Annotated in this window: 20 protein-coding genes; 3 read left to right on the forward strand and 17 right to left on the reverse strand. The window is 63.2% G+C overall.

Annotation, left to right across the window (positions count from 1 at the left end):
* Window positions 1-92: 92 nt before the first annotated feature.
* From paaD to IVB01_RS24825, 11 genes are all read right to left on the reverse strand, one after another.
* Entirely contained in the window at window positions 93-596 is a 504-nt protein-coding gene (gene paaD / locus IVB01_RS24775; RefSeq protein WP_247279820.1) for a 1,2-phenylacetyl-CoA epoxidase subunit PaaD, read from the reverse strand.
* Window positions 590-1366: a 1,2-phenylacetyl-CoA epoxidase subunit PaaC gene (paaC, locus tag IVB01_RS24780; RefSeq protein WP_247279821.1), complete on the reverse strand. Its 777-nt coding sequence runs from the start codon at window positions 1364-1366 to the stop codon at window positions 590-592. The genes paaD and paaC overlap by 7 nt, the downstream gene beginning before the upstream one ends.
* Complete coding sequence (paaB, locus tag IVB01_RS24785; protein ID WP_106942621.1) at window positions 1366-1653, reverse strand: 1,2-phenylacetyl-CoA epoxidase subunit PaaB; 288 nt, start codon at window positions 1651-1653, stop codon at window positions 1366-1368. Before paaB ends, paaC begins: the two co-directional genes overlap by 1 nt.
* 9 nt (window positions 1654-1662) lie before the next feature.
* Window positions 1663-2655, reverse strand: coding sequence for a 1,2-phenylacetyl-CoA epoxidase subunit PaaA (gene paaA / locus IVB01_RS24790; RefSeq protein WP_247494936.1), 993 nt, complete (start codon window positions 2653-2655; stop codon window positions 1663-1665).
* A 74-nt stretch (window positions 2656-2729) separates the two neighbouring features.
* Window positions 2730-3596, reverse strand: coding sequence for a phenylacetic acid degradation operon negative regulatory protein PaaX (gene paaX, locus IVB01_RS24795; RefSeq protein ID WP_247279823.1), 867 nt, complete (start codon window positions 3594-3596; stop codon window positions 2730-2732).
* 95 nt (window positions 3597-3691) lie between these two features.
* The gene (locus tag IVB01_RS24800) at window positions 3692-4462 is read right to left on the reverse strand and encodes an alpha/beta hydrolase (protein ID WP_247279824.1); all 771 of its coding nucleotides are present in this window, start codon (window positions 4460-4462) and stop codon (window positions 3692-3694) included.
* A 199-nt stretch (window positions 4463-4661) separates the two neighbouring features.
* The gene (locus IVB01_RS24805) at window positions 4662-5948 is read right to left on the reverse strand and encodes a DUF445 domain-containing protein (protein WP_247494937.1); all 1287 of its coding nucleotides are present in this window, start codon (window positions 5946-5948) and stop codon (window positions 4662-4664) included.
* A 238-nt stretch (window positions 5949-6186) separates the two neighbouring features.
* Window positions 6187-6606 (reverse strand): phasin, encoded by a 420-nt coding sequence (locus IVB01_RS24810; RefSeq protein WP_247494938.1) that lies wholly within the window; start codon window positions 6604-6606, stop codon window positions 6187-6189.
* Window positions 6607-6818: 212 nt separating this feature from the next.
* Window positions 6819-7412, reverse strand: a complete 594-nt coding sequence (locus IVB01_RS24815) for a GNAT family N-acetyltransferase (RefSeq protein ID WP_247279826.1) — start codon at window positions 7410-7412, stop codon at window positions 6819-6821.
* The gene (locus IVB01_RS24820) at window positions 7409-8491 is read right to left on the reverse strand and encodes an alpha/beta fold hydrolase (RefSeq protein WP_247279827.1); all 1083 of its coding nucleotides are present in this window, start codon (window positions 8489-8491) and stop codon (window positions 7409-7411) included. Before IVB01_RS24820 ends, IVB01_RS24815 begins: the two co-directional genes overlap by 4 nt.
* Complete coding sequence (locus IVB01_RS24825) at window positions 8488-8871, reverse strand: hypothetical protein (protein ID WP_247279828.1); 384 nt, start codon at window positions 8869-8871, stop codon at window positions 8488-8490. Before IVB01_RS24825 ends, IVB01_RS24820 begins: the two co-directional genes overlap by 4 nt.
* Before the next feature lie 164 nt (window positions 8872-9035).
* Here IVB01_RS24825 and IVB01_RS24830 point away from each other — a divergent pair, with 164 nt between their 5' ends.
* Window positions 9036-9950 (forward strand): alpha/beta hydrolase, encoded by a 915-nt coding sequence (locus tag IVB01_RS24830; protein ID WP_247494939.1) that lies wholly within the window; start codon window positions 9036-9038, stop codon window positions 9948-9950.
* Here IVB01_RS24830 and IVB01_RS24835 read toward each other — a convergent pair.
* The 6 genes from IVB01_RS24835 to IVB01_RS24860 all read right to left on the reverse strand — a co-directional run bounded on the left by IVB01_RS24835 (window position 9947) and on the right by IVB01_RS24860 (window position 17674).
* Window positions 9947-10621 carry a spermidine synthase gene (locus IVB01_RS24835; protein WP_247279830.1) on the reverse strand — a complete coding sequence of 225 codons (675 nt, stop codon included), beginning with the start codon at window positions 10619-10621 and terminating at the stop codon, window positions 9947-9949. The genes IVB01_RS24830 and IVB01_RS24835 overlap by 4 nt on opposite strands.
* 30 nt (window positions 10622-10651) lie before the next feature.
* Window positions 10652-13888, reverse strand: coding sequence for a cytochrome P450 (locus IVB01_RS24840; RefSeq protein WP_247279831.1), 3237 nt, complete (start codon window positions 13886-13888; stop codon window positions 10652-10654).
* Between the two features lie 123 nt (window positions 13889-14011).
* Window positions 14012-15007 (reverse strand): alpha/beta hydrolase, encoded by a 996-nt coding sequence (locus tag IVB01_RS24845; RefSeq protein ID WP_247279832.1) that lies wholly within the window; start codon window positions 15005-15007, stop codon window positions 14012-14014.
* Window positions 15008-15017: 10 nt separating this feature from the next.
* Window positions 15018-16568: a wax ester/triacylglycerol synthase family O-acyltransferase gene (locus IVB01_RS24850; RefSeq protein WP_247279833.1), complete on the reverse strand. Its 1551-nt coding sequence runs from the start codon at window positions 16566-16568 to the stop codon at window positions 15018-15020.
* A gap of 48 nt (window positions 16569-16616) precedes the next feature.
* A complete protein-coding gene (locus IVB01_RS24855) occupies window positions 16617-17417 on the reverse strand; it encodes an alpha/beta hydrolase (RefSeq protein WP_247279834.1) in 801 nt (266 codons plus the stop codon).
* Window positions 17417-17674: a DUF6489 family protein gene (locus IVB01_RS24860; RefSeq protein WP_091891548.1), complete on the reverse strand. Its 258-nt coding sequence runs from the start codon at window positions 17672-17674 to the stop codon at window positions 17417-17419. The genes IVB01_RS24855 and IVB01_RS24860 overlap by 1 nt, the downstream gene beginning before the upstream one ends.
* 304 nt (window positions 17675-17978) lie before the next feature.
* Here IVB01_RS24860 and IVB01_RS24865 point away from each other — a divergent pair, with 304 nt between their 5' ends.
* Together IVB01_RS24865 and IVB01_RS24870 are read left to right on the forward strand one after the other, a co-directional pair.
* Window positions 17979-19574, forward strand: a complete 1596-nt coding sequence (locus IVB01_RS24865) for an ABC transporter substrate-binding protein (RefSeq protein ID WP_247279836.1) — start codon at window positions 17979-17981, stop codon at window positions 19572-19574.
* A 104-nt stretch (window positions 19575-19678) separates the two neighbouring features.
* On the forward strand, window positions 19679-20659 hold the full coding sequence (locus IVB01_RS24870; protein ID WP_247279837.1) for an ABC transporter permease: 981 nt from the start codon (window positions 19679-19681) through the stop codon (window positions 20657-20659).
* Window position 20660 lies beyond the last annotated feature (1 nt).

A 20660-nucleotide genomic window follows, 5' to 3' on the forward strand; every position in this document is an offset into this window, starting at 1 on the left:
CGAAGCAATCCAGAGTCTCTCCGCGGAAGCAGTCTGGATTGCTTCGTCGCAAGAGCTCCTCGCAATGACGATGGGGTTGGCATTCGTTCAGCTCAATGACACTTGAAATAGTCGAAGGGTTCGCGGCAGGCCTTGCAGCGCCAGAGCGCCTTGCAGGAGGTCGAGCCGAATTCGGACAAGAGTTCGGTCTTATCAGAACCGCATTGCGGACACGCGACGGTCTGTCCGCCGAATAGCGCGCGGCGCGAGCTTGAGGCCTGCGGCGGCGCGATGCCGTAGGCGCGCAGCTTGGCGCGCCCCTCCCCGCTCATCCAATCCGTGGTCCAGGCCGGCGACAGCACCGTACGCACGTTCGGACGACGGAAGCCGGCGCGTTCCAGCGCGAGCTCGACTTCGAGTGCGATCATGTTCATGGCAGGGCAGCCCGAATAGGTCGGCGTGATCGCGACCTCGACGCGATCGCCGTCCAGAACGACGTCACGGAGCACGCCGAGATCGCCGATAGTCAGCACCGGAATCTCGGGATCGACCACGCTCGCCGCAGCATCCCAGGCGCGCCGGCGCAGGTCAGTGTCGCGATCCAGCGCCGTCACCATGTCAGCCCCGGAAAAGTGCGCTGCATCGATTGCAGCTCGGACAGGAGATGGCCGAGATGCTCGCTGTGCCGGCCAGAACGGCCACCCTGCTGCATCCAGCCGTTCTGCGGCAGCTCAAGTGTCGCCTCGCTGACGATATCCGACAACGTCGTCAACCAGCGACCGCGCAAGCTCGCCGGATCAACCGCAATGTCGGCATCGATCAGGGCGCGTTCGCCCTCGTCGACGGCAAACATCTCACCGGTGAAGGCCCAGAGATGATCGATCGCGGCCTGCGCGCGGGCGTGGCTTTCGTCCGTGCCGTCACCGAGCCGGATGATCCACTCCGAGGCATGGCGCAGATGATAGGCGCTCTCTTTCTCCGACTTGGCTGCAATGGCGGCAAGCGTCGTATCGCGCGAGGTCATCATCGCGCGCCAATAGAAATCGGCGAAGGCGGAATAGAAGAACTGCCGAACCAGCGTCTGAGCGAAGTCTCCGTTCGGCTGCTCGACCAGCAGCAGATTGCGGTACTGCCTGACGTCGCGCAGATAAGCGAACTTGTCCTCGTCGTTGTCCTCGCCCTCGATCCTGGCAGCATAGCCATAGAGCTCCCGCGCCTGCCCGATAAGATCGAGCGCGATGTTGGACAGCGCCATGTCCTCTTCCAGCATCGGCGCATGCCCGCACCATTCCGACAACCGGTGGCCGAGAATTAGCGCATCGTCGGCCCGGCGCAGCGCGTAGAGCACCAGCGGCGTTTCAGAGACCTGAATATTGGCGACCGGCATCACATATGTCCCACTTCTTCGGGCACCTCATAAAAGGTCGGGTGCCGATAGATCTTCGACTCCGCCGGCTCGAACATCATGCCCTTGTCGGCGGGATCGCTCGCGGTGATCGCAGTGGACGGCACGACCCAGATCGACAGGCCCTCGCCGCGGCGGGTGTAGATGTCGCGAGCGGCCTGCAGCGCCATCGTCGCGTCGCTCGCATGCAGCGAGCCGACATGCTTGTGCGCGAGCCCGTTGCGGCTGCGAATGAACACTTCCCACAGCGGCGTGTTCGGCGTGGCCATCGTGATCTCCTATTCCGCGGCTTGTGCGATCTGACGCTGCGCGCGCTTGGCGGCATAGCTAGCCGCCGCCTCGCGCACCCAGGCGCCCTCCTCGTGCGCCTTGCGGCGCGCGGCGAGCCGATCGCGATTGCAGGGGCCGTTGCCGGCGAGCACCTGCTTGAATTCGGTCCAGTCGATCTCGCTGTAGCGCCAGTGCCCGTCGGCATCCTGGGTCATGGCGGGATCGGGAATGGTGAGGCCGAGATATTGCGCCTGAGGCACGGTGGCATCGACGAATTTCTGGCGCAGCTCGTCATTGGAGAAGCGCTTGATCTTCCACTTCGTCGAGGTGTCGCTGTGCTGGCTCGCGGCATCGGGCGGGCCGAACATCATCAGCACCGGCCACCACCAGCGGTTCAACGCATCCCGCGCCATCGCCTTCTGCTCCTCCGAGCCGCGGCACAGCGTCAACATGATCTCGTAGCCTTGGCGCTGGTGAAAGGACTCCTCCTTGCAGACGCGGATCATCGCGCGCGCATAGGGGCCATAGGAGCAGCGGCACAGCGGGATCTGGTTCATGATCGCGGCGCCGTCGACCAGCCAGCCGATGGTGCCGATGTCGGCCCAGGTCAGCGTCGGATAATTGAAGATCGAGGAATATTTGGCCTTGCCGGCGAGCATGGCATCGACCAGCTCTTCGCGCGAGGTCCCTAACGTCTCGGCGGCGGCATAGAGATAGAGCCCGTGGCCGCATTCGTCCTGCACCTTGGCGAGCAGCGCGGCCTTGCGGCGCAGCGTCGGGGCGCGCGTGATCCAATTGCCCTCCGGCAGCATGCCGACGATCTCGGAATGGGCGTGTTGGGAGATCTGGCGGGTGAGCGTCTTGCGATAGGCCGCCGGCATCCAGTCGTTCGGCTCGATGCGCTCCTCGGCATCAATGCGGGCCTGGAATTGTGCAGCCCTGGCTGCGTCCTCAAGACCGCGATCGTCGGTCTCGGCCGTGTTCAGCGCCTGGGTGTACATGCGCATCCTCCCGATTTGTTGGGAGGAAATGTATAACAAAATTTAGTTCATGCAAGATATTTCTGTAACATATATCAGACCCCGAACCTCCGTTCCAGAAGCTTCCGCGCCGCCGGCAAGGGTCCCCTCTCGTTGGTTCCATGCCTGTCGAGCCACTGTTCCGACGGAGCCAGCAGTGCGCGATAAATCTCGCCACAAAGCGCACGCGCTGCCCTGCCCGGCCAATCCGCCGGCAGCAGGCTTTCGGGCAACAGCGGGTCGCGCAGCACGACGCGGCGGTAATAGTGGATCAGGAGGATGCGCGCGGTGAAGGCGTCGGTCTCGGACAAATCCGTGCCGCGCGCGATCGCGGCACGGAGCGGCTCGAACGTCTTCATGAATTTCACATAGGCGTCCGCGGTACGGTCCAGCGGCCAGCTCGCGCTGAGCAGGCGACGGCCGCTGTCATCCTCCGCCGAGACTTCAAGACGGATCGCGCCAACCGCCTCGTCGGGCACCGGTACGCCCGATGGCGCAACCCATACGCCCGGCAGCGGAGTGCCGAAACCGGCATTGCGGAGTGCCTCGCGCGAGGCGTCGCGGTCCTCGCCATTGCCGATCAGCAGCAGCTCGAAACGCCCGGTCCAGTCGGACGGCGGCGGATCGTAGATGTGGCGCGTCGCGGCCTCGAAGGTCTGGCGTCCCTTTTCGGCCAGCCGATAGAAGCTGTTGCGGCCAACCTTTTCGCGCGTCAGCCAGCCATCGGCTGCAAGGCGCGACATCGCGGTACGCACCACGCCGCTGTCGATGTCGAGGCTTTCGAAGAATTCCAACAGCGTACCGAGCCACACCACACCGCCGCGCGGTACGATGGCATCACCGAATACGGTGATGACGATGGAGCCCGTGCGCGACGGCTCGCGCTTGAGCTGGTCGATGATGCGGGACAACGGATGTGCCATGCGGAAGGCATAGCGCGTTTGGAGCGGGCGCGACAATGGAGGGAACCACGCCGTTGCTCCTCTCCCGTTTCGTTCTTACGGCCAGAGGCGAAGCATCACCGATGCGGATCGGGATAGGCCAGGCTGCGCCAGCCGCTGCGGTCGAACGGCTGCCACTGGCCTTCCGTCTGTGCGAGGCGATCGGCGACCGCGTAGACCACGGCGGGATGGTGTCCCATGCCGCAATGGCTGCTTTCGACCTCGATGCTCTCGGTCTGCGCTCCCGATTTCTCCATGCAGCCCTGCCAGGCGCAGACACCATCGGTGCGGCTGAAGATGGCGGTGGTCGGCACCGGCGGCGGGACGGCGAGCTCGCCGCCGAAGTGCGGATCGACCTCGTCGGCCTTGCGCCCGCTCGCCCATTCATAGACGCGCCAGGCGTTGGTCGAACGCGGATTGCCGGCAAAGGGGCTGCCGAGCGTGATCACCTGGCGCACGCGCTCCGGCATCATCTTGGCGAGCTGGCGTGCATAGAGGCCGCCGAGGCTCCAGCCGATCAGGCTGATCTTGCGGCCATGCGCGTCGCTGAGTTCCTGGACCAGATCGACCATCGCTTGCTGGACGCCGGGACGCAGGCCGTAGTTGCGACCCTGGCCCCAGCCGCTCACCGCATAGCCCTTGCTGATCAGAAACGCGCGCAGCGCGCGCGTGGAGGAATCGGAGGCGACGAGGCCTGGCAGCACCAGCACCGGATGCCCATCGCCGTGCGGCGCGAGGCTCAAGAGCGGCAGCGCGCCAAGGAAGGCGCCGAACTCGTGGATCGCGCGCCCCTCCAGCAACATCAGAGAGCGGGACGGCGGACGCAGCGTCTGGGCAGTTGCGGTCATCAATGTTCCCCTGGGAAGAATTCCTGAAAAGCCCGGCCGCGTTGCCGGAAAATGGGCATGGATTCCAACACGCCGGCCTCTTGAACGTTCCGCAGCGCAACATGAATCAGCTAGGGGGGCCGGTTCCCGACATTCAAGCGGGAGAGGCGCAAGGCGACAATAGGCTCAGGCGTTAATGCTAACGGCCGTGACGCAAAAGTCACAACAATCGGACCAGGAATTCGACGGAGTAGAGCACAAGTCCGGCGAGACCGCCGATCAGCGAGCCGTTGAAGCGGATGTATTGCAAGTCGCGCCCGATATTGATTTCGATCAGAGAAATCAACTGCGTCATATTCCACGCCTTGACTTGGTCGGAGATGAAAGTCGAGACGCCGCCCTTCTGATCGGCGACGAAGCTGCGCAGCACGGTCACCAGGCCCTTGTTGATCTCGCCGCGCAACTCGGCATCGCCCGCGAGCGCTTCGCCTGCGGCAACGAACATGCCGGCGAGATGATGCTGGAGCACCTGCGTCTCGCCGCTGGCGCTGCGCTCGATGAAGGAGCGCGTGTTGGCCCAAACGGTGCGGGCGAGTTGGGCAAGCTCGGGGCGCGCCAGCAGATCGCGCTTCAGCCCGGCGATACGGTCGATATAGGCCTGGTCGGTGCCGAGCCTCTCGACGAAGGTCAGCACCATGCGGTCGAATTCACCGCGAAACGGATGCTTGGGATCGCTGCGCACTTCATTGAAGAAGGCGGTGGCGGATGCGACGATCTTGTTCACCAGAAACTTGTCGGCGCGGTAGAGCCTGAGCAGGGTCGGCAATTCCGCGCGCACCTTCTCGCGGATCATCGCCATCGTCTCCTTCTGATTTAGCGTCTCGTGCATCACGCGCAGGAGATCGTCGAACAGAATCTGGTGCCGTCCCTCAGCTATGAAGCCGCGCAGCGTGCCGGCCGCGAGCGGCGCAAGGTCGATCGCCTGGAGCTGCGATGACATGCGGCGGATGATGAACGTCATCAGGCCCGAGCTTTCCGTCGCTGAGAACGCCTCCGGCAGCAGACGCAGCGCAAAGCGCGCAAGATCGTCGCTGCGCTTGCGATCACGCAGCCAGTCGGCAACGAAGGAGCCGAAATCGATTTCCTTCAGCTTGGCCTCGACGGGTCCCGCCTCGAGGAAATGCACCTGGATGAACTCGCCGAGCTTGTCGGCGATGCGGGCCTGGTTGCTCTGGATGATCGCGGTATGCGGGATCGGCAGGCCGAGCGGCCGCTTGAACAGCGCAACCACGGCATACCAATCGGCGAGCCCGCCGATGGTCGCGGCTTCCGCGAAGGCCGCGACGAAGCCGAACACGGGATGCACGTTCAGCAGGATCTTCGCGACGATGAAGAGCGCAAGCGTCGCGGCCAGAACCAACGTCGCGAGCGCTTTCACGCGGCGCAGCTCGGCCGCACGTTTGGCGTCACCAGGGGTGTCGAAGGAGAAGGTGGCGGGTGGAGTCATCACTGCATCACAGTACTCGTCATTGCGAGCCAAGCGAAGCAATCCAGTCTGCTTCCGTGGAAAGACTCTGGATTTGGTTCGCTGAGCCGGTCATGGGGCCGCGCTTTGCGCGGGCCCGGTGGCTCGCAGTGACGGTGGCGCAAAAAAACAAAGGCCCGCCGAAGCGGGCCTCAAAATCAGTTTCTCGTCTCAAGGCGCCGTATCACGCGGTCTTGTTGTAGACCTTGGCGAAATTGTCCTAAGCGGACTTCGCACCGTTGGCGGCGAGCTTGCCGAAATAGTCGGCAGTCGCCTTGGCTCGCGAGACGAACACTTCACCGCGGGCGCGGAGCAGGCTCGACTGGATCTCGACGGCCTCGCTGATCGACTTGGCGGACGCGAGCTTGTCGATGCCCGAGAAGAACGCCTCGGCGTCCTCATAGATCGCCTGCTGAATGTTGCGGCTGATCTTGCCGGCCTCGGCGACGGATTCTGTCACCGCGTTCTCGACGGCGGCGGTCACCCGCTCGGAGCCGGCGAAAGCTTCGGCAGCACGGTCTTTGGCGGTGTTGGCAGTCTTCTTGACGAACTCGCGGGCGGCCTCAGGAACTTCCAGATTCTGGATGTTCTTGAAAGCGTCCTTGAAGCCCTCGAAGGCGGTGTTGGTTTCGGTGGTCATGGGGTTCTCTCCATCCTCATTGCTCTGAGCTATGGCTCACCCCGTCCGCATGGCCCGGGGCACGACATATATGGCATGGACTATTGTGCGATGCAATAACCTTATTGCACTGCGGTATCACGGAATCGTGAACAGCCTCCCAAAAGGGCACCGCGAGCTCTTGTCAGCGGCCGTCCCGAACGAATTAGGTCCGTTTCGGCCCGATCTTCGTCTTAATGCTGGACCGCGCCTGGCAATCCATAGGCCTCCATCTGGGCCTGAACCTGCGCGATATTGTGCCCGAGCACGACGATGTCGTGGGTCTTGCCATCGACGTCCCGGACATGATCGCGCAGCAGAGCCTCGGCCTTGAAGCCGAGGCTTTCGAACAAGGCAATCGCCGCCTGTTGGTCGACCGTCATCTGCACCGAGAGCTTTTCCAGGCCAGCTCCGAGCGCAAGTGCAAAGGTCTCCTGCGAGAGCGCCTTCCCGACACCCTGCCCGCGTACGTCGGACGAGACCACCATGCGGATCTCACCGACATGAGGCGACCAGGAATGCGGATCGCGCACCAGCGTGCCGCAGCCGACGACCTTGCCGTCCCTCACCGCGAGCAGGCTCGTGATCGCGCCGCGCTCGATCTCCTTGACCCAGGCGGAGAGCACCTTCGGCTGGCTGATATTGCGCGGCAGGAACAACAGATCATGGGACGGAAGACCTTGGCCGAAGGCCAGCACCGCGGCTTCGTCTCTAGGCGACATCAGGCGGATTTCGATATCACCGGCATCGGTCTTGAGGTGACGCGGATAGGAACGCTGCTCATTCATGTCGATCTCTTTCCCAGCCAGGAGTCCAGTTTCGGCCACAGCCGCTTCACCGCATTGGCACCGGCCACGAGGGAGACGTGGCCGCCCTTCAACATCACTTCTTCCTTGTCCTCGGAGCCGATCTTTGCGATCAGGTGCTTTGCCGCGTCATAAGGCACGATGTGGTCATGCTCGGCGACCGCATGCAGGATCGGCACCTTGATGTTCTCCAGCTTCGCCGCGCGCCCGCCGACCGACATGCTGTCATTGAACAGCTTGTTGTCCCACATCAGATCCTTGGTGATGGTGCGGAAATATTCACCCGCCAGCGGCAGCGTGTCGGTCGCCCAACGGTCGAACATGCGGTAAGACTTGACGAACTCGTCGTTCCAGATGTTCTCCCAAAGTTGGATCTGGCTCACCGTGCGCGAGGCCGGGCGCAACATCTCGAACGAGGACAGGATCATCTCCGGCGGCACGTTGCCGACGCTATCGACAAGATGGTCGACGTCGAAATAGCGGCGATCGGAGAAGTTCGACAACAGCTTCATCTCGCGGAAGTCGATCGGCGTAGTGAAGCAGATCAGATTCTTCATCGGCCCGTCCTTGTGGATCGAGCCGTAGAGCAGCGACAGCACGCCGCCGAAGCAATAGCCGATGACGGAAACGTCCTGCTCGCCGGAATCGGCTTGCACACGGCGGACGCAATCCGGAATGAAGTCGAGGACATAGTCCTCCATCCGCAGGCTCTTCTCCTCCGGCCGCGGCGCGCTCCAATCGAGCATGTAGACGTCGTAGCCGCGCCTCAAGAGGAACTCGATGAAGCTCTGGCCAGGGACGAGGTCGAGAATGTAGCCACGGTTGGTGGTGGCCATCACGATCAGCACCGGCACGCGGTAGATCTCGTCCGACATTGGCCGGTAGTGATAGAGGCTCATCGTGCCGCGCGAATGCAGCACGTCCTTCGGTGTCGATCCGAGCGTGGGGCCGGAGGTCGAGAAATATTCGACGCCCTTAATGCTGCGCTGGATTGCGCGCTGCACCTCGGTCTGGATGCGCTCCGGGATAGATGCGAAATCAAGTCCCGTCGCCGCGTTCATGTCCGCTCTCCGTTTTCAGAGGGCGGGCGCTTCGTCCGCGGCGGCCGTGGGGCGCCGGCGCCGCCTTGCGAGATTCCGGAATTTGCCGCCATCTGGCTCAGCATCGACCTCATCTCGCCGATCTGGGCTTCGATGGACTGGAGCCGTTCCGCAAGGCCCATGACCTGCTGCCGGCTCGCCAGGTTCATTGCGACGAGATACTTCTCCATGAGTTCACCGAGCTGCTTCTGAGCACCTGCAGCAACTCCTCCCGCGCGGTTCATCGCCTGTGAGAATTCGGGCGACGACATGGCTTCGTTGGCGAAGGAGTTGAACCCCTTCTCCATCTCGCCCATCATCTTCTGCCACATGGCGACAGGGTCGTTGAGCTTGTCGGTCATCGGCGTCCTCCTGATCTCGAGAGCTTCGATGCCCTTCTTTTGGGCCATACCACACCGTTGCGAGGGGCCGGTCAACCGGCGAGCGGTCCGGTGCCGCCCACACGGCTTCTTTGCCGCGGGAAACCGTGCAATACAGCATTGGTCAGCAGCAAGGGATAGCGACCGTGAACGTCCATCAGCCGCCCCAGACCGTCCGCGCCAACGGGATCGACATCTGCTACGAAATCTTCGGCAACGACAATGCCGAGCCGCTGCTGCTGATCATGGGGCTCGGGGCGCAGATGATCCATTGGGATGATGCATTCTGCGAGCAGCTTGCCGCGCGCGGCTTTCGCGTGATCCGCTTCGACAACCGCGACATAGGCAAGTCGAGCCATCTGACCGGCGGCAAGCGGCTGACGCCGCTCGAGCTGCTGAAGCTACGCTTCCTCAGGATTCCGGTTGCCGCAACCTACAAGCTGATCGACATGGCGAAGGACACGGTCGGGCTGATGGATGCGCTCGGCATCAAGTCGGCGCATCTGGTCGGGGCCTCCATGGGCGGCATGATCGCCCAGGAGGTGACGCTATCATTCCCCGAGCGCGTACGCTCGCTGACCTCGATCATGTCGACGACGGGCAATCCGCGCGTGCCGCCGCCGACACGCGAGGCCGCCGCAATGCTGATGGCGCCGCCGCCACGCAGCAAGGAGGAATTTATGGTCCGCTTCGGCCAGACATGGAAGATCTTGCGCGGCGGGTCTTTTCCGGAAGAGGAAGCGCTCGACCCTGAACGCGCCGAGCGCGTGTTCGCACGCGGACTCAATCCGGCCGGCGTCGGCCGGCAGCTCCGCGCCGCGCTCGCCTCGGGCAGCCGCAAGGAACGGCTGCATGGGGTGAAGACGCCGACGCTCGTCATTCACGGCACCGTCGATCCCCTGGTCCATCCCAAAGGCGGCAAGGACACGGCAGCGTCAATTCTCGGCGCCAAGCTGTTGATGATCGAAGGCATGGGCCACGCGCTGCCGATGCGCTTCTGGCCCGAGATCATCGGCGCCATCGACGACCACGCGCATGGCGCGGCGGCGCAAGCCGCCTAGCCCTTCCTCGCGATCCAGATCACGTGGCGCGCGCCGCCGCCTCTGCCGGTGGCGCGGACGTTGATTTCGTTGACGTCGAAGCCGGCGCTCGCAATGCGCTTGGTGAAGGCCGGGTTGGGCCCTGACGACCAGACAGCGAGCACGCCGCCTGGCCGCAGCGCCGTCTTAGCCGCCATCAAACCGTCCGCATTGTAGAGCGCGTCGTTATCCTTTCGTGTCAGCCCTTCCGGCCCGTTGTCGACGTCGAGGAGAATGGCGTCGAAGGCGGAGCGCTGCGCCCGAATGATTTCGCCAACGTCGGTCTCCCGGATGCTCACCCTGGGATCGTCGAGGCTGTCGCCGAAGACCGACGCCATCGGGCCGCGTGCCCAGGCCACCACCGCAGGCACAAGTTCGGAGACCACGATCCTCGCCTTGCCTCCGAGCACGGCAAGCGCCGCGCGCAGCGTAAAACCCATGCCGAGGCCGCCGATGAGGACGACGGGCTTTGCGACGTTCTCGATCTGCTTTGCCGCCAGCGTTGCAAGCGCGGCCTCCGAGCCCGACAAGCGGCTGTTCATCAGCTCGTTGCTGCCGAGCTTGATGGAGAACTCCTTGCCGCGCCGCATCAGGCGGAGCTCACCGTCGGAACCGGGGATTTGCGCGGTGTCGATCTTTTCCCAGGGAATCATGCCTGACGTTTAGCACGATCGCGCCCGTGGTCACCCACCCGCCCAAACGTCCAGCACATAGCGGTTGCTCGCGCCCATCTCCTCGATCCAGCGTGCACTGGCCGCGGCATCGCTACCGCTCTTTTCGCGGTGCATCGCGACAAGGGCTGCCTTCACATCGGGCTCCATCTTGCTGCCGTCGCCGCAGACATAGATGATGGCGCCTTGCTCGATCAGCGACCAGACCTTGTCCTTCCGCGCGGCCAGGAGATGCTGCACATAGGTCTTCGGGCCATCGGCACGCGAGAACGCGGTGAAAAGCTCGGTGATGCCGCTTGCCGCCAGCGCCTTCAGCTCGTCTGCGTAGAGAAAATCCTGATCGGGATGGCGGCAGCCGAAGAATAGCATCGCCGGACCAAGAGCAGTCCCCTTCGCCCTGCGCGCAGCGCGCTCCTGAAGGAACCCGCGGAACGGGGCAAGTCCCGTGCCCGGTCCGATCATGATGATCGGCACGGATGACTCGTCGGGGAGGCGGAAGCCGGCCTTGGTCTCACGCACGATGGCGTAGATCGTATCACCCGCTCGCCGGTTCGCCAGGTAATTGGAGCAGATGCCCTTGTAGGTGCCGCGCCCGGAAGCGGCCGGTCCTTCGACCACCCCGACGGTGATGCTGCACCGCGCCCGGTCGACCGACGGGGAGGACGAGATCGAGTAATAGCGCGGCGCGAGCAGCGAGAGCATTTCGAGATAGACGTGGAACGGCAATTCGCAGGCCGGATATTCGAGCAGCAGGTCGAACACCGATTTGCGTCTGGCCAAGATCTCGGTGCGGTAGAGCTCGAGTGGCTCAGCCTCCTCCCCGACAAACGCCAGCAGCTTTGGTTTCGTCACCGGGCAGCGCGTGTGCTCCGCCATGATCTGGATCTGCTTCCGTGTCGCGACCTGCTGCAGCTCGACGAACTCACTGAGCAGACGGCCGACCGACACGGCCTCGCCGACGGGCAATTGCGCCCGGCGGCCTTCGGCGACCTGAAGCCGGATCTGATCGGCTGGCAGGAAGCCGAAGCGGCGGGCGACCGAATCTACCAGTGTCGGGTCGTTGCGCGGGACCACGCTCAAATGATCGCCGACCCGATAGGTGATGTTGGACGGCAGTTGCACCTCGATATGGCGCGTCGAACGCTCCGACGGATTGGGCCCGCTTCTGTTCTGAAGCTCGTCATTGACCAGAACCTTCATCGCGACAGCACCGCCCTGGGCCACGATAGTGTTGACGTCGGTCACCGCCACCGGCTCGATTGCATAGAGCGGATCGTCCTCCGCGGTGCGGGTGAAATTCCAGTCGATGCCGAATTCCTTGGTCGCGACCTGGGCAGCCGCCGGAAACCATTTCTGGAATTGGCCGTCAAGATCGCTGCGCGCATCGCCCTCGCCGCGCGGATAGACGGCGCGCGCGCCATGTGCCGACAATTGCTCGTCGATGAAGCGCGGCACCGACTGATACGTCGCTGCCCAGTCGCTGTTGCCGCAGCCGAACACGGCGTAGCGCACATTGGCAAAGGCGTCCTTCGGCAAATCGCTGCCGAGCCATTTGACGAACTGCGTCGCATTGTCAGGCGGTGCGCCGTTGTAGGAGGCGCAGATTATCAGTACGCCACCTTCCTGCGGCAGCTTGCCGACGTAATCGTCGAGCGGGCCGAGACGCACGGCAAAGCCGTTGATCTCAGCGAGGTCGGCCATGCGCGTCGCGAGTTCCTCGGCGGTGCCGAGATTGGAGCCGTAGAGCACCAGCATCGGCGTGTTGTGGCCGGGCCGGGCGGCCGGCTGACGCCGTCCTTTGGGTGCCGAAGCCACTGCCACGACTGGTCCGCCAAAGGCACCGCGCTCGCGATCGGCGCGCGGGCGAACCTTGATCTTGAAACCCTCCGGCTTGATCGTCAGCGTTTCCTTCAGGTGCATCTGATAGCGCTGGTGATCGATCAGCTTGAAGCGCTGGAGGATCATCCCGAGCGCAAGCGCAGCCTCGTGCATGGCAAAGCCCCGGCCGATGCAAGCCCGTTGGCCGTTGCCGAACGGCTTCCAGGCATTGATCGGCCGTTTGGCTTCCGCCTCGCGGCTGAAATTCTCGGGATCGAAGGTATCAGGGTTCGGTCCCCAGACTGAGGGATCGCGATGCAGCGCCGTCACCAGGATGGTGGTGAACGTGCCCTTCCTGAGCTTGTACTTGCCGCCGCCGATGGTCTCATCGTTGAGCGGCGAGATACCATAGGCTGGCGCCGGCGGCCACAGCCGCAGCGCCTCCTTCAGGATCTGCGTGATGTAGGTGAGCTGCGTCACCTGCTGATAGGTCGGCTTCGCATTGACGTCGGGACCGAAGACGCGGTCGACCTCGTCATAGGCCTTCTTGAGGATGTCCGGATGCTTGAGCAGTGCATAGAGCGTGTAGGACAACAGGCCGCTGGTGGTCTCGTGGCCCGCGATCAGGAAGGTGTTGATCTGGTAGCGAATGTTGACGTCATCGAGCTGCTCGCCGGTCGCGCGGTCGATGCCGGTCATCATCGCGGCCAGCATGTCCTTCTTGTCGTCGATCTCGTCCGCACTCTTGCGTCGTTCTGCAATGATCTCGTCGACCATCTTGTTCATGAAGGCGACGTCTTCGGCCAAGGTCTTGCGCCTCTTCTGCATCCAAAGCTGCTCGAAGGGCAGGCCACGCGTCATCATGATGGTTTCGAGCGAGCGCACCAGCGACTCGACGTACGGGTGGTAATCGCGGCGGTAGAACGAGTTGAAGCGGTAGTCGAAGCCGCACAGGCCGATTGTGTCCAGCGTCAATGCGGTCATGTCGTGGACGACATCGATCTCGTCGTCGGCGTTGAGCCGCTCCCACTTCTGGACGAGCTGCTCGGCGATGTCGACCATGCTCGGGTGATACGACTGCATGGCCCGGTTGCCGAACGGCTGGAGCAGGATGTTGTGCGCCTTGCTCCAGTTCGGCTCCTTGGTATCGGCCGTGAACAAGCCGTCGCCACCGACCGCACGCACACGCCGCAGCGCACCGCGCACCGTCTTGTCGAAGCGCTTTTCGTCAGAGAGCTCGTCGACGAGGTCGTGGCCGGAGACGACCACGATCGGCGAGCCCATCATGTCGAGCCAGAAGATCGGACCCAGCTCTTTTGCGAGCCGCGTCAGGTGCTGCACGGGGGCGGCCGAGTCCAGCGACAGCATGTTGCCGACCACCGGCTTGGTCGGCGGATGCGGGATCGGGTCCAGTCGGTTCTTGGATGACATCAGAAGTGCTTCCCCCTGCCTCAGGCGTCGATCTCGTCATTGCGAGGAGCGAAGCGACGAAGCAATCCAGACTGCCTCCGCGGGCACATTCCTGGATTGCTTCGCTGCGCTCGCAATAACGGCCTAGCCGAACCGCCTTCTACGCCATTCGATCAGCTTGGCACTGACCTCTTCCGGCTTCTCCTGCTGCGTCCAATGGCCGCTGTCCTTAACGAGATACTTCTCGAGATCGGGAATCAGCTTGTCCATGCCATCAGCGGAGGATGGCGGCAACACCGCGTCGTTCTCGGCCATGATCATCAGCGACGGCACGCGGACCGTATGATCGAGCCCTTCGGAGCGCGCCCAGTTGCGCGACATGTTGCGGTACCAGTTGATGCCGCCGGTAAAACCCGTTTTGGTGAAGGCATCGACGAAGACTTTCTTCTCTTCCGGCGACAGGATCGGCGTACGCGGATCGTGCCTCGCATCATAGCCGGCAATCATCTGCGGAAATGCCAGATTGAGCCGCGGCGAAGCGCCGACACCGGCAACCACCTCCTCCGGCGGGGTGTCGGCCGGGCGCGGCACCGGCTTACGCATGAACGCATCGAAAGTCTGTTCGACACGGCTGCCGAAAATCCTGTCCGGCTCGCGCGCCGGATCCTGGAATTGAACGATGTACATCTTGTCGCCGAAGCGTGCGCGCAACAGCTCGATCGGATCGGCCCAGGCGCGATTGGTGTGGGGCGTGTTGATGCCGACTACCCCGGCGACCCGGTCGATGTGCCGCAACGGCATCTGCCAGACGATGAAGCCGCCCCAATCGTGACCGACGAAGATCGCCTTATCGATCTGCAGATGATCAAGCAGTCCGACGAGATCGCCGGTCAGGTGCTCAATGTCGTAGGCCTCGACCGGCTCGGGCCGGTCGGTCGCACCGTAGCCGCGCTGGTCGGGCGCGATCACGCGGATGCCGGCCTCGCTCAGTGCCTTGATCTGGTGGCGCCAGGAAAAGGCGAGCTCGGGCCAGCCGTGGCACAGCACGACCGGCGGCTTGTCGTCTGCCGGGCCAGCCTCGTAATAGCCCATGCGGATTCCGTTCGTCGTCGCGAACTTGAGCGGCGGCATTTCAATCATCGCGAACTCCTTATTCCGCAGCGCGCTTGATGTCGGCCGCGGGCGGCGCATAGGCCGCCTCCAGTGCGGCGAACTCTTCCGGCAGCATGTCGCACATCACCTGCACATGCGGAATGATGTTGGCGCCGACGATGAAGCCGAAATCGAGCTGGTCCCGATAGCTCTGCACGGTGATGTTGAGCGCCTGCCCATGCGTCGAGATCGAGACCGGAAAAATGTGCAGAAGCTCGGCCCCTGCAGCATAGAGCGTCTGCCGCGGTCCCGGGACGTTGGACACCGTGATATTGGCGGCCGGCGGCAGCACGTCGGACAGGTTGGAGCGGCCGTAGAGCAGCGCCAGGATCTGCACCATGATCGGGGCACCCAGCATCGAGATGTTGGAGACCTGCGGCATCAGCGCCCGCAGTGGATGCGACATCTCTTTGGACTTGGCCGATTGCGCGATGATGGCTTCCAGCCGCGCCTTTGGATTGTCGATGTTGGTTGCGATCGAGCAGATCATGCCGAACACCTGGTTATTGGCCTCGGTGTTGCCCTCCTCGCGCAGCGAGATCGGCACCGCCGCAGTCAGCGATTTCGCCGGCAGCGTGCCATATTGCTGAAGATAACGGCGGACCACGCCGGAGGCGAGCGCCAGCACGACGTCATTGAGCTTGCCGCCGGCCTGCTTGGCCAGCGCCTTGGCCCGCGACAACGAGATCGATACGCCGGCGAAGCTCCGCTCCGACGAGATGGTCTTGTTGAGCATGGTCGGCGGCGACACCATGCTGGCGAGGCTCTCGCGCGATTTCGGATCTGCGACCTTACCGAGCACGTCGGAGACGCTCTTGAGCACCGTCGGGATGTTGCCGGCAAACCGCACCGCGCTCTCGATCTGGTACATCGCATTGTCGAACAGGATCGAGCCGATGTCGCTCTTGCCGGTACGCGGCAATTGCAGGTTCTTCGCGGCCGCCGACGCGTCGAGCGGCTGGCTGAAAAGCTGTTGATAGGAATCGAGCAGGTTGGCCGCGATATCGCGCGGCTCCTGTCCGGGCTTGGATCCAGCCGTCGGCGGATCGACCTTCCGCGGGATCGGCGAGATGTCATAGATCATGTTGGTGAAGGCTGCACCGGCGCCCCCGTCGATGGCGGCATGATGCATCTTGGAATAAAGGCCGACCTCGTTGTCCTTCATGCCCTCGAACACGTAGAACTCCCAGAGCGGACGGGCCCGGTTCAGGAGCTTGGCATGCATCCAGCCGACGATGCGTTCGAGCGTGGCGCGGTCGCGCGGCTGCGGCAGGCTGGCCCGGAAAATGTGACGATCGATGTCGAACTGATCGTCCTCGACCCAGGAGGGATGATCGATGTCCAGCGGCGCCTTCTCCAGCCGCGCCTTCAGGATCGGCGCGATGTGCAGGCGCGAGACGATCATGGCCTTGAAGTCTTCGAAGAAGTCGCCCTTGTAGTCGTCGGGCAGGCGAAAGATTGCCATGCTTCCGACATGCATCGGCATTTCCGGCGTTTCCAGATAGAGAAACGACGCGTCCAGCGACGACAGCTTCTTCCCGTCAGCCATAATTCCCTCCCGCAAGACTAGACGGGCGCCTTTGGTCGGCGCTTCTCGTCAGGCCGATACTGCCTGTTCCGCCGGGGCATATGCAATGGCAAACGGCCCGGCCCGGTCAAATGGCCGGAATTCCCCCTCCGATTGCGCCAGGCGGTCCGCCACGGCCCATAGCGCCGCGGGATTGACCCCGAGCCCGATATGGCTCGCCAGGTGCACCTCGATGTTCTCGGCACGGGCAGAGGGACGGAGCAGACAGGTCCGCCAGTTCACGATGCCGTCGGCACGCGAATAGATCGAGCTCGTGGGCACCGGCAGATCGCCGGCGAGCGCCTCGCGCTGTTCGGCAAAATCCTCGACCCGCTCGCCGGACAGCGCCTCGTACAGCCGCGTGACGTTGGTCGCCCGTACGTCGTTGGCAAAAGGGCTGCCGAGCGTGACGACATAGCGGACCATCTCCGGCGCCTGAAGTGCGAGATCGCGGGCATAGACGCCGCCGAGGCTCCATCCGATCAGGCTGACCTTGCGACGCGACGCGGCGTGGATCTCGGCCAAGCGCATGCGCAGCGAATCCCGCATCCGCCCGAGCCCGCCGAGATTGCGGCCCATCCGCCAGGCATGTGCCTCATAACCGAGCTCGCTGAGATAGCGTCGCATCGGTGCCATCGAGAGATCGCTGGCGAGGAAGCCCGGCAGCGCCAGCACCGGATGGCCGTCGCCCCTGGGCGCGCGCATCAGCAGCGGTGACAGCAGCAGGCTCGCATTGAATTCGAGCAGACCCCGAGCCTCGGCAAGTAGCAGCCCGATACCCGGCGGACGAAGCCGGCCGGAATCCCGCGTCCCGTCCGGCCCTGATGACACTATTTCTTCTTGTCGCTGCTGCGCGTGCCGCCGAGGCCTGCCATCGCGACGAACATGTCCTGAAACCGTTCGGCGAGCTTGGGATCGTATGTAAACCAACTCTGCACCAACGATTCAGGCGAGACCTTGTCGATGTTGCTCAGGACCTGCTGCTGCAGCTTGTCCATCACCGCCGTCTGCATCGGCGACACGTCGGGCAGTCCAAAGAATTGGCGGGCCTCGAGGGGAGTGCAGTCGATTTCGATATTAACCTTCATGTCCCCTCCGGATGAGATTCGAGCGGCCTGCCGGCAGTATCGCCGCGAGTTGTGGTGCGACGCAAGCGCCTGATGCCGGCGCGACATGTCCCGACCCGCAACGGCCGAATATGGTCAACCAAGTCCAAAGTCGTAAGCCGCCCAAGCCAGGCGGCACGATCAGCATTGCTGCACAGCGGTGCAACTTGGCGCGTTCCTTGCTGGAATGGCGCTTGCACGGGTCGAGAACTCTGGGCAACATGGATTGATCGGCCGGCCGAACAAATCAAAAATCACCGGCACGGCAGTGTGGAGAGGGTCAAGAATGTCAGTAGGTCGAAGTCTGTTTGTGGCGACGCTCGCCGGTATGGCTGCGTTCTCGGTCTCGCCGGCGTCGAGCCAGACACTACGCTATGCCAACCAGGGCGACCTGAAGTCGCTCGATCCCTATACCCTCAACGAGAGCACCACCCACGCCCATCTCGGCCACGTCTATCAGGGCCTCACCGCGCGCGACAAGGATCTCAAGATCATTCCGGCGCTGGCGGAAAGCTGGGAGACGCCGGAGCCGACCCGCTGGCGCTTCCACCTGCGCAAGGGCGTGAAATTCCATAACGGCGATCCGTTCACCGCCGACGACGTGCTGTTCTCCGCCGATCGCGTCCGCAAGAAGGGGTCCAATATGCAGACCCGCCTTGCACCCGACGTCAAGGTCGTCAAGGTTGACGACTACACCGTCGATTTCGTCCTGCCCTCGCCCAATCCCATCCTGCATTCGTCGTGGGATGTCTGGTATATCATGGACAAGAAATGGGCCGAGGAGAACAACGTCGTCGATCCGACGCCGGTGGCGGCAACCACGCCGAGCTACGCCTCGCTCCACGAGAACGGCACCGGCCCCTTCATCATCGAAAGCCATCAGCCCGGCGTGAAGACGGTGTTCAAGGCCAACCCCAATTACTGGGGCAAGATGGATGGTAACCTGAAGGAGATCACCTTCACTCCGATCGCCTCCGACGCCACCCGCGTTGCCGCGCTGCTCTCGGGCGAAGTCGACGTCATCGAGCCGGTGCCGATCCAGGACATCTCCCGCGTCGATTCCAGCCCGAATGCCCAGGTGCTGAAAGGGCCGGAACTGCGCACCCTCTTCATCGGCTTCGATCAGACCCGCGACGAGTTGCTCTACTCCAACATCAAGGGCAAGAATCCGTTCAAGGACGTCCGCGTCCGCGAAGCCTTCTACAAGGCTATCGACATCGAGCTGATCAAGACGCGCGTGATGCGCGGGCTGTCGACGCCGTCAGCTCTGATGATTGCGCCGGAACTGTTCGCGCTGTCCAAGGAGTTCACGCGGCCGAAATTCGACCCCGATGGCGCCAAGAAGCTCCTGACCGAGGCCGGTTACCCCGATGGCTTCGAGGTCACCATGGATTGCCCGAACGATCGTTACGTAAACGATGCGGCGATCTGCCAGGCCGTCGTCGGCATGCTCGCCCGTATCGGCATCAAGATCAATCTCCTGGCGCAGCCGAAGGCGCAATACTTCGCCAAGGTGCTCAAGCAAGGCGGCTACCAGACCTCGTTCTATCTCTTGGGCTGGACGCCGAGCACGATGGATTCCCACAACGTGCTCTACGACATCATGGGCTGCCGGGACGATGCGAAATCCTCGCGCGGCGAAGCCAATCTCGGCGGCTATTGCAACAAGGAGTTCGACGCCATCACCGACAAGGTGCTGGTTGAAACCGACACCGCCAAGCGCAACCAGCTGATCAAGCAAGCCTACGAAATCGCCAACAAGGACTGGGCGTACATCCCGCTGCACCAGCAGGCGCTGGCCTGGGGCGTATCGAAAAAGGTCAACCTGCCGCAGCGCGCCGACAATCTCGTCATGTTCCACTGGGCGACCAAGAAGGAATAGCCTCCGTTGAACACAAGGTCCCGGCAGCATCAGGCCTCCGGGACCTTTCCTTTTCCGGCTGACAAAGGCGTCGGCCAGACACACACTCAAGGACAGTGGAAGGCATGCTCGCTTTCACTCTTCGCCGCGCCGTTCAGGCCATCGGCGTCATGTTCGCCGTCGGCATCATCGCCTTCTCGATGTTCCGTTTCGCCGGCGACCCCGTCAACCAGATCGTCTCGATCGACACGTCGGCGGCCGAACGCGAAGCCGTGCGCAAGTCGCTCGGCCTCGATGATCCCGTGCCGGTGCAGTTCGTGCGCTATTTCGCCGATGCCGCGCAATTCAAGTTCGGCGTGTCCTATCAGTTCCGCCAGCCGGTCTCGACGCTGTTGATGGAGCGCATGCCCGCGACGCTGGAGCTTGCGATCTGCGCGACCGTCTTTGCAATGGTGCTCGGCATCCTGATGGGCGTCTATTCGGCGCTCAAGCGCGACACCGTGCTCGCCAAGTTATTCCAGGCGGTTTCGCTGATCGGCATCTCGCTGCCGACTTTCCTGATCGGTATTCTTCTGATCTATCTGTTCGCGGTGACATTGGGCTGGCTGCCCTCCTTCGGCCGCGGCGAGGTGGTGAAGCTCGGCTGGTGGACTACGGGCCTGCTCACGCTTTCGGGCCTGAAGGCGCTGATCATGCCCGCGATCACGCTCGGCCTGTTCCAGATGACCCTGATCATGCGGCTGGTGCGCGCGGAGATGCTGGAGGTGCTGCGAACCGACTATATCCGCTTCGCCCGCGCGCGCGGGTTGACCACCCGCGCCATCCATTTCGGCCACGCGCTGAAGAACACGCTCATCCCCGTGATCACGGTGGCGGGATTGCAGTTTGGCTCGGTTATTGCATTTTCGATCATCACCGAAACCGTGTTCCAATGGCCGGGCATGGGACTTCTGTTCGTGCAGGCCGTGCAAAACGTCGATATCCCGATCATGGCCGCCTACCTGCTGATGGTCTCGCTGATCTTCGTCACCATCAATCTGGTGGTCGATATCCTCTACACCGTGGTCGATCCGCGTCTACGCGCGACCGTCGGCCGCGCCACGTAAG

Origin of the sequence: Bradyrhizobium sp. 164 (genome assembly GCF_023073715.1) — a bacterium.
GTDB lineage: Bacteria > Pseudomonadota > Alphaproteobacteria > Rhizobiales > Xanthobacteraceae > Bradyrhizobium.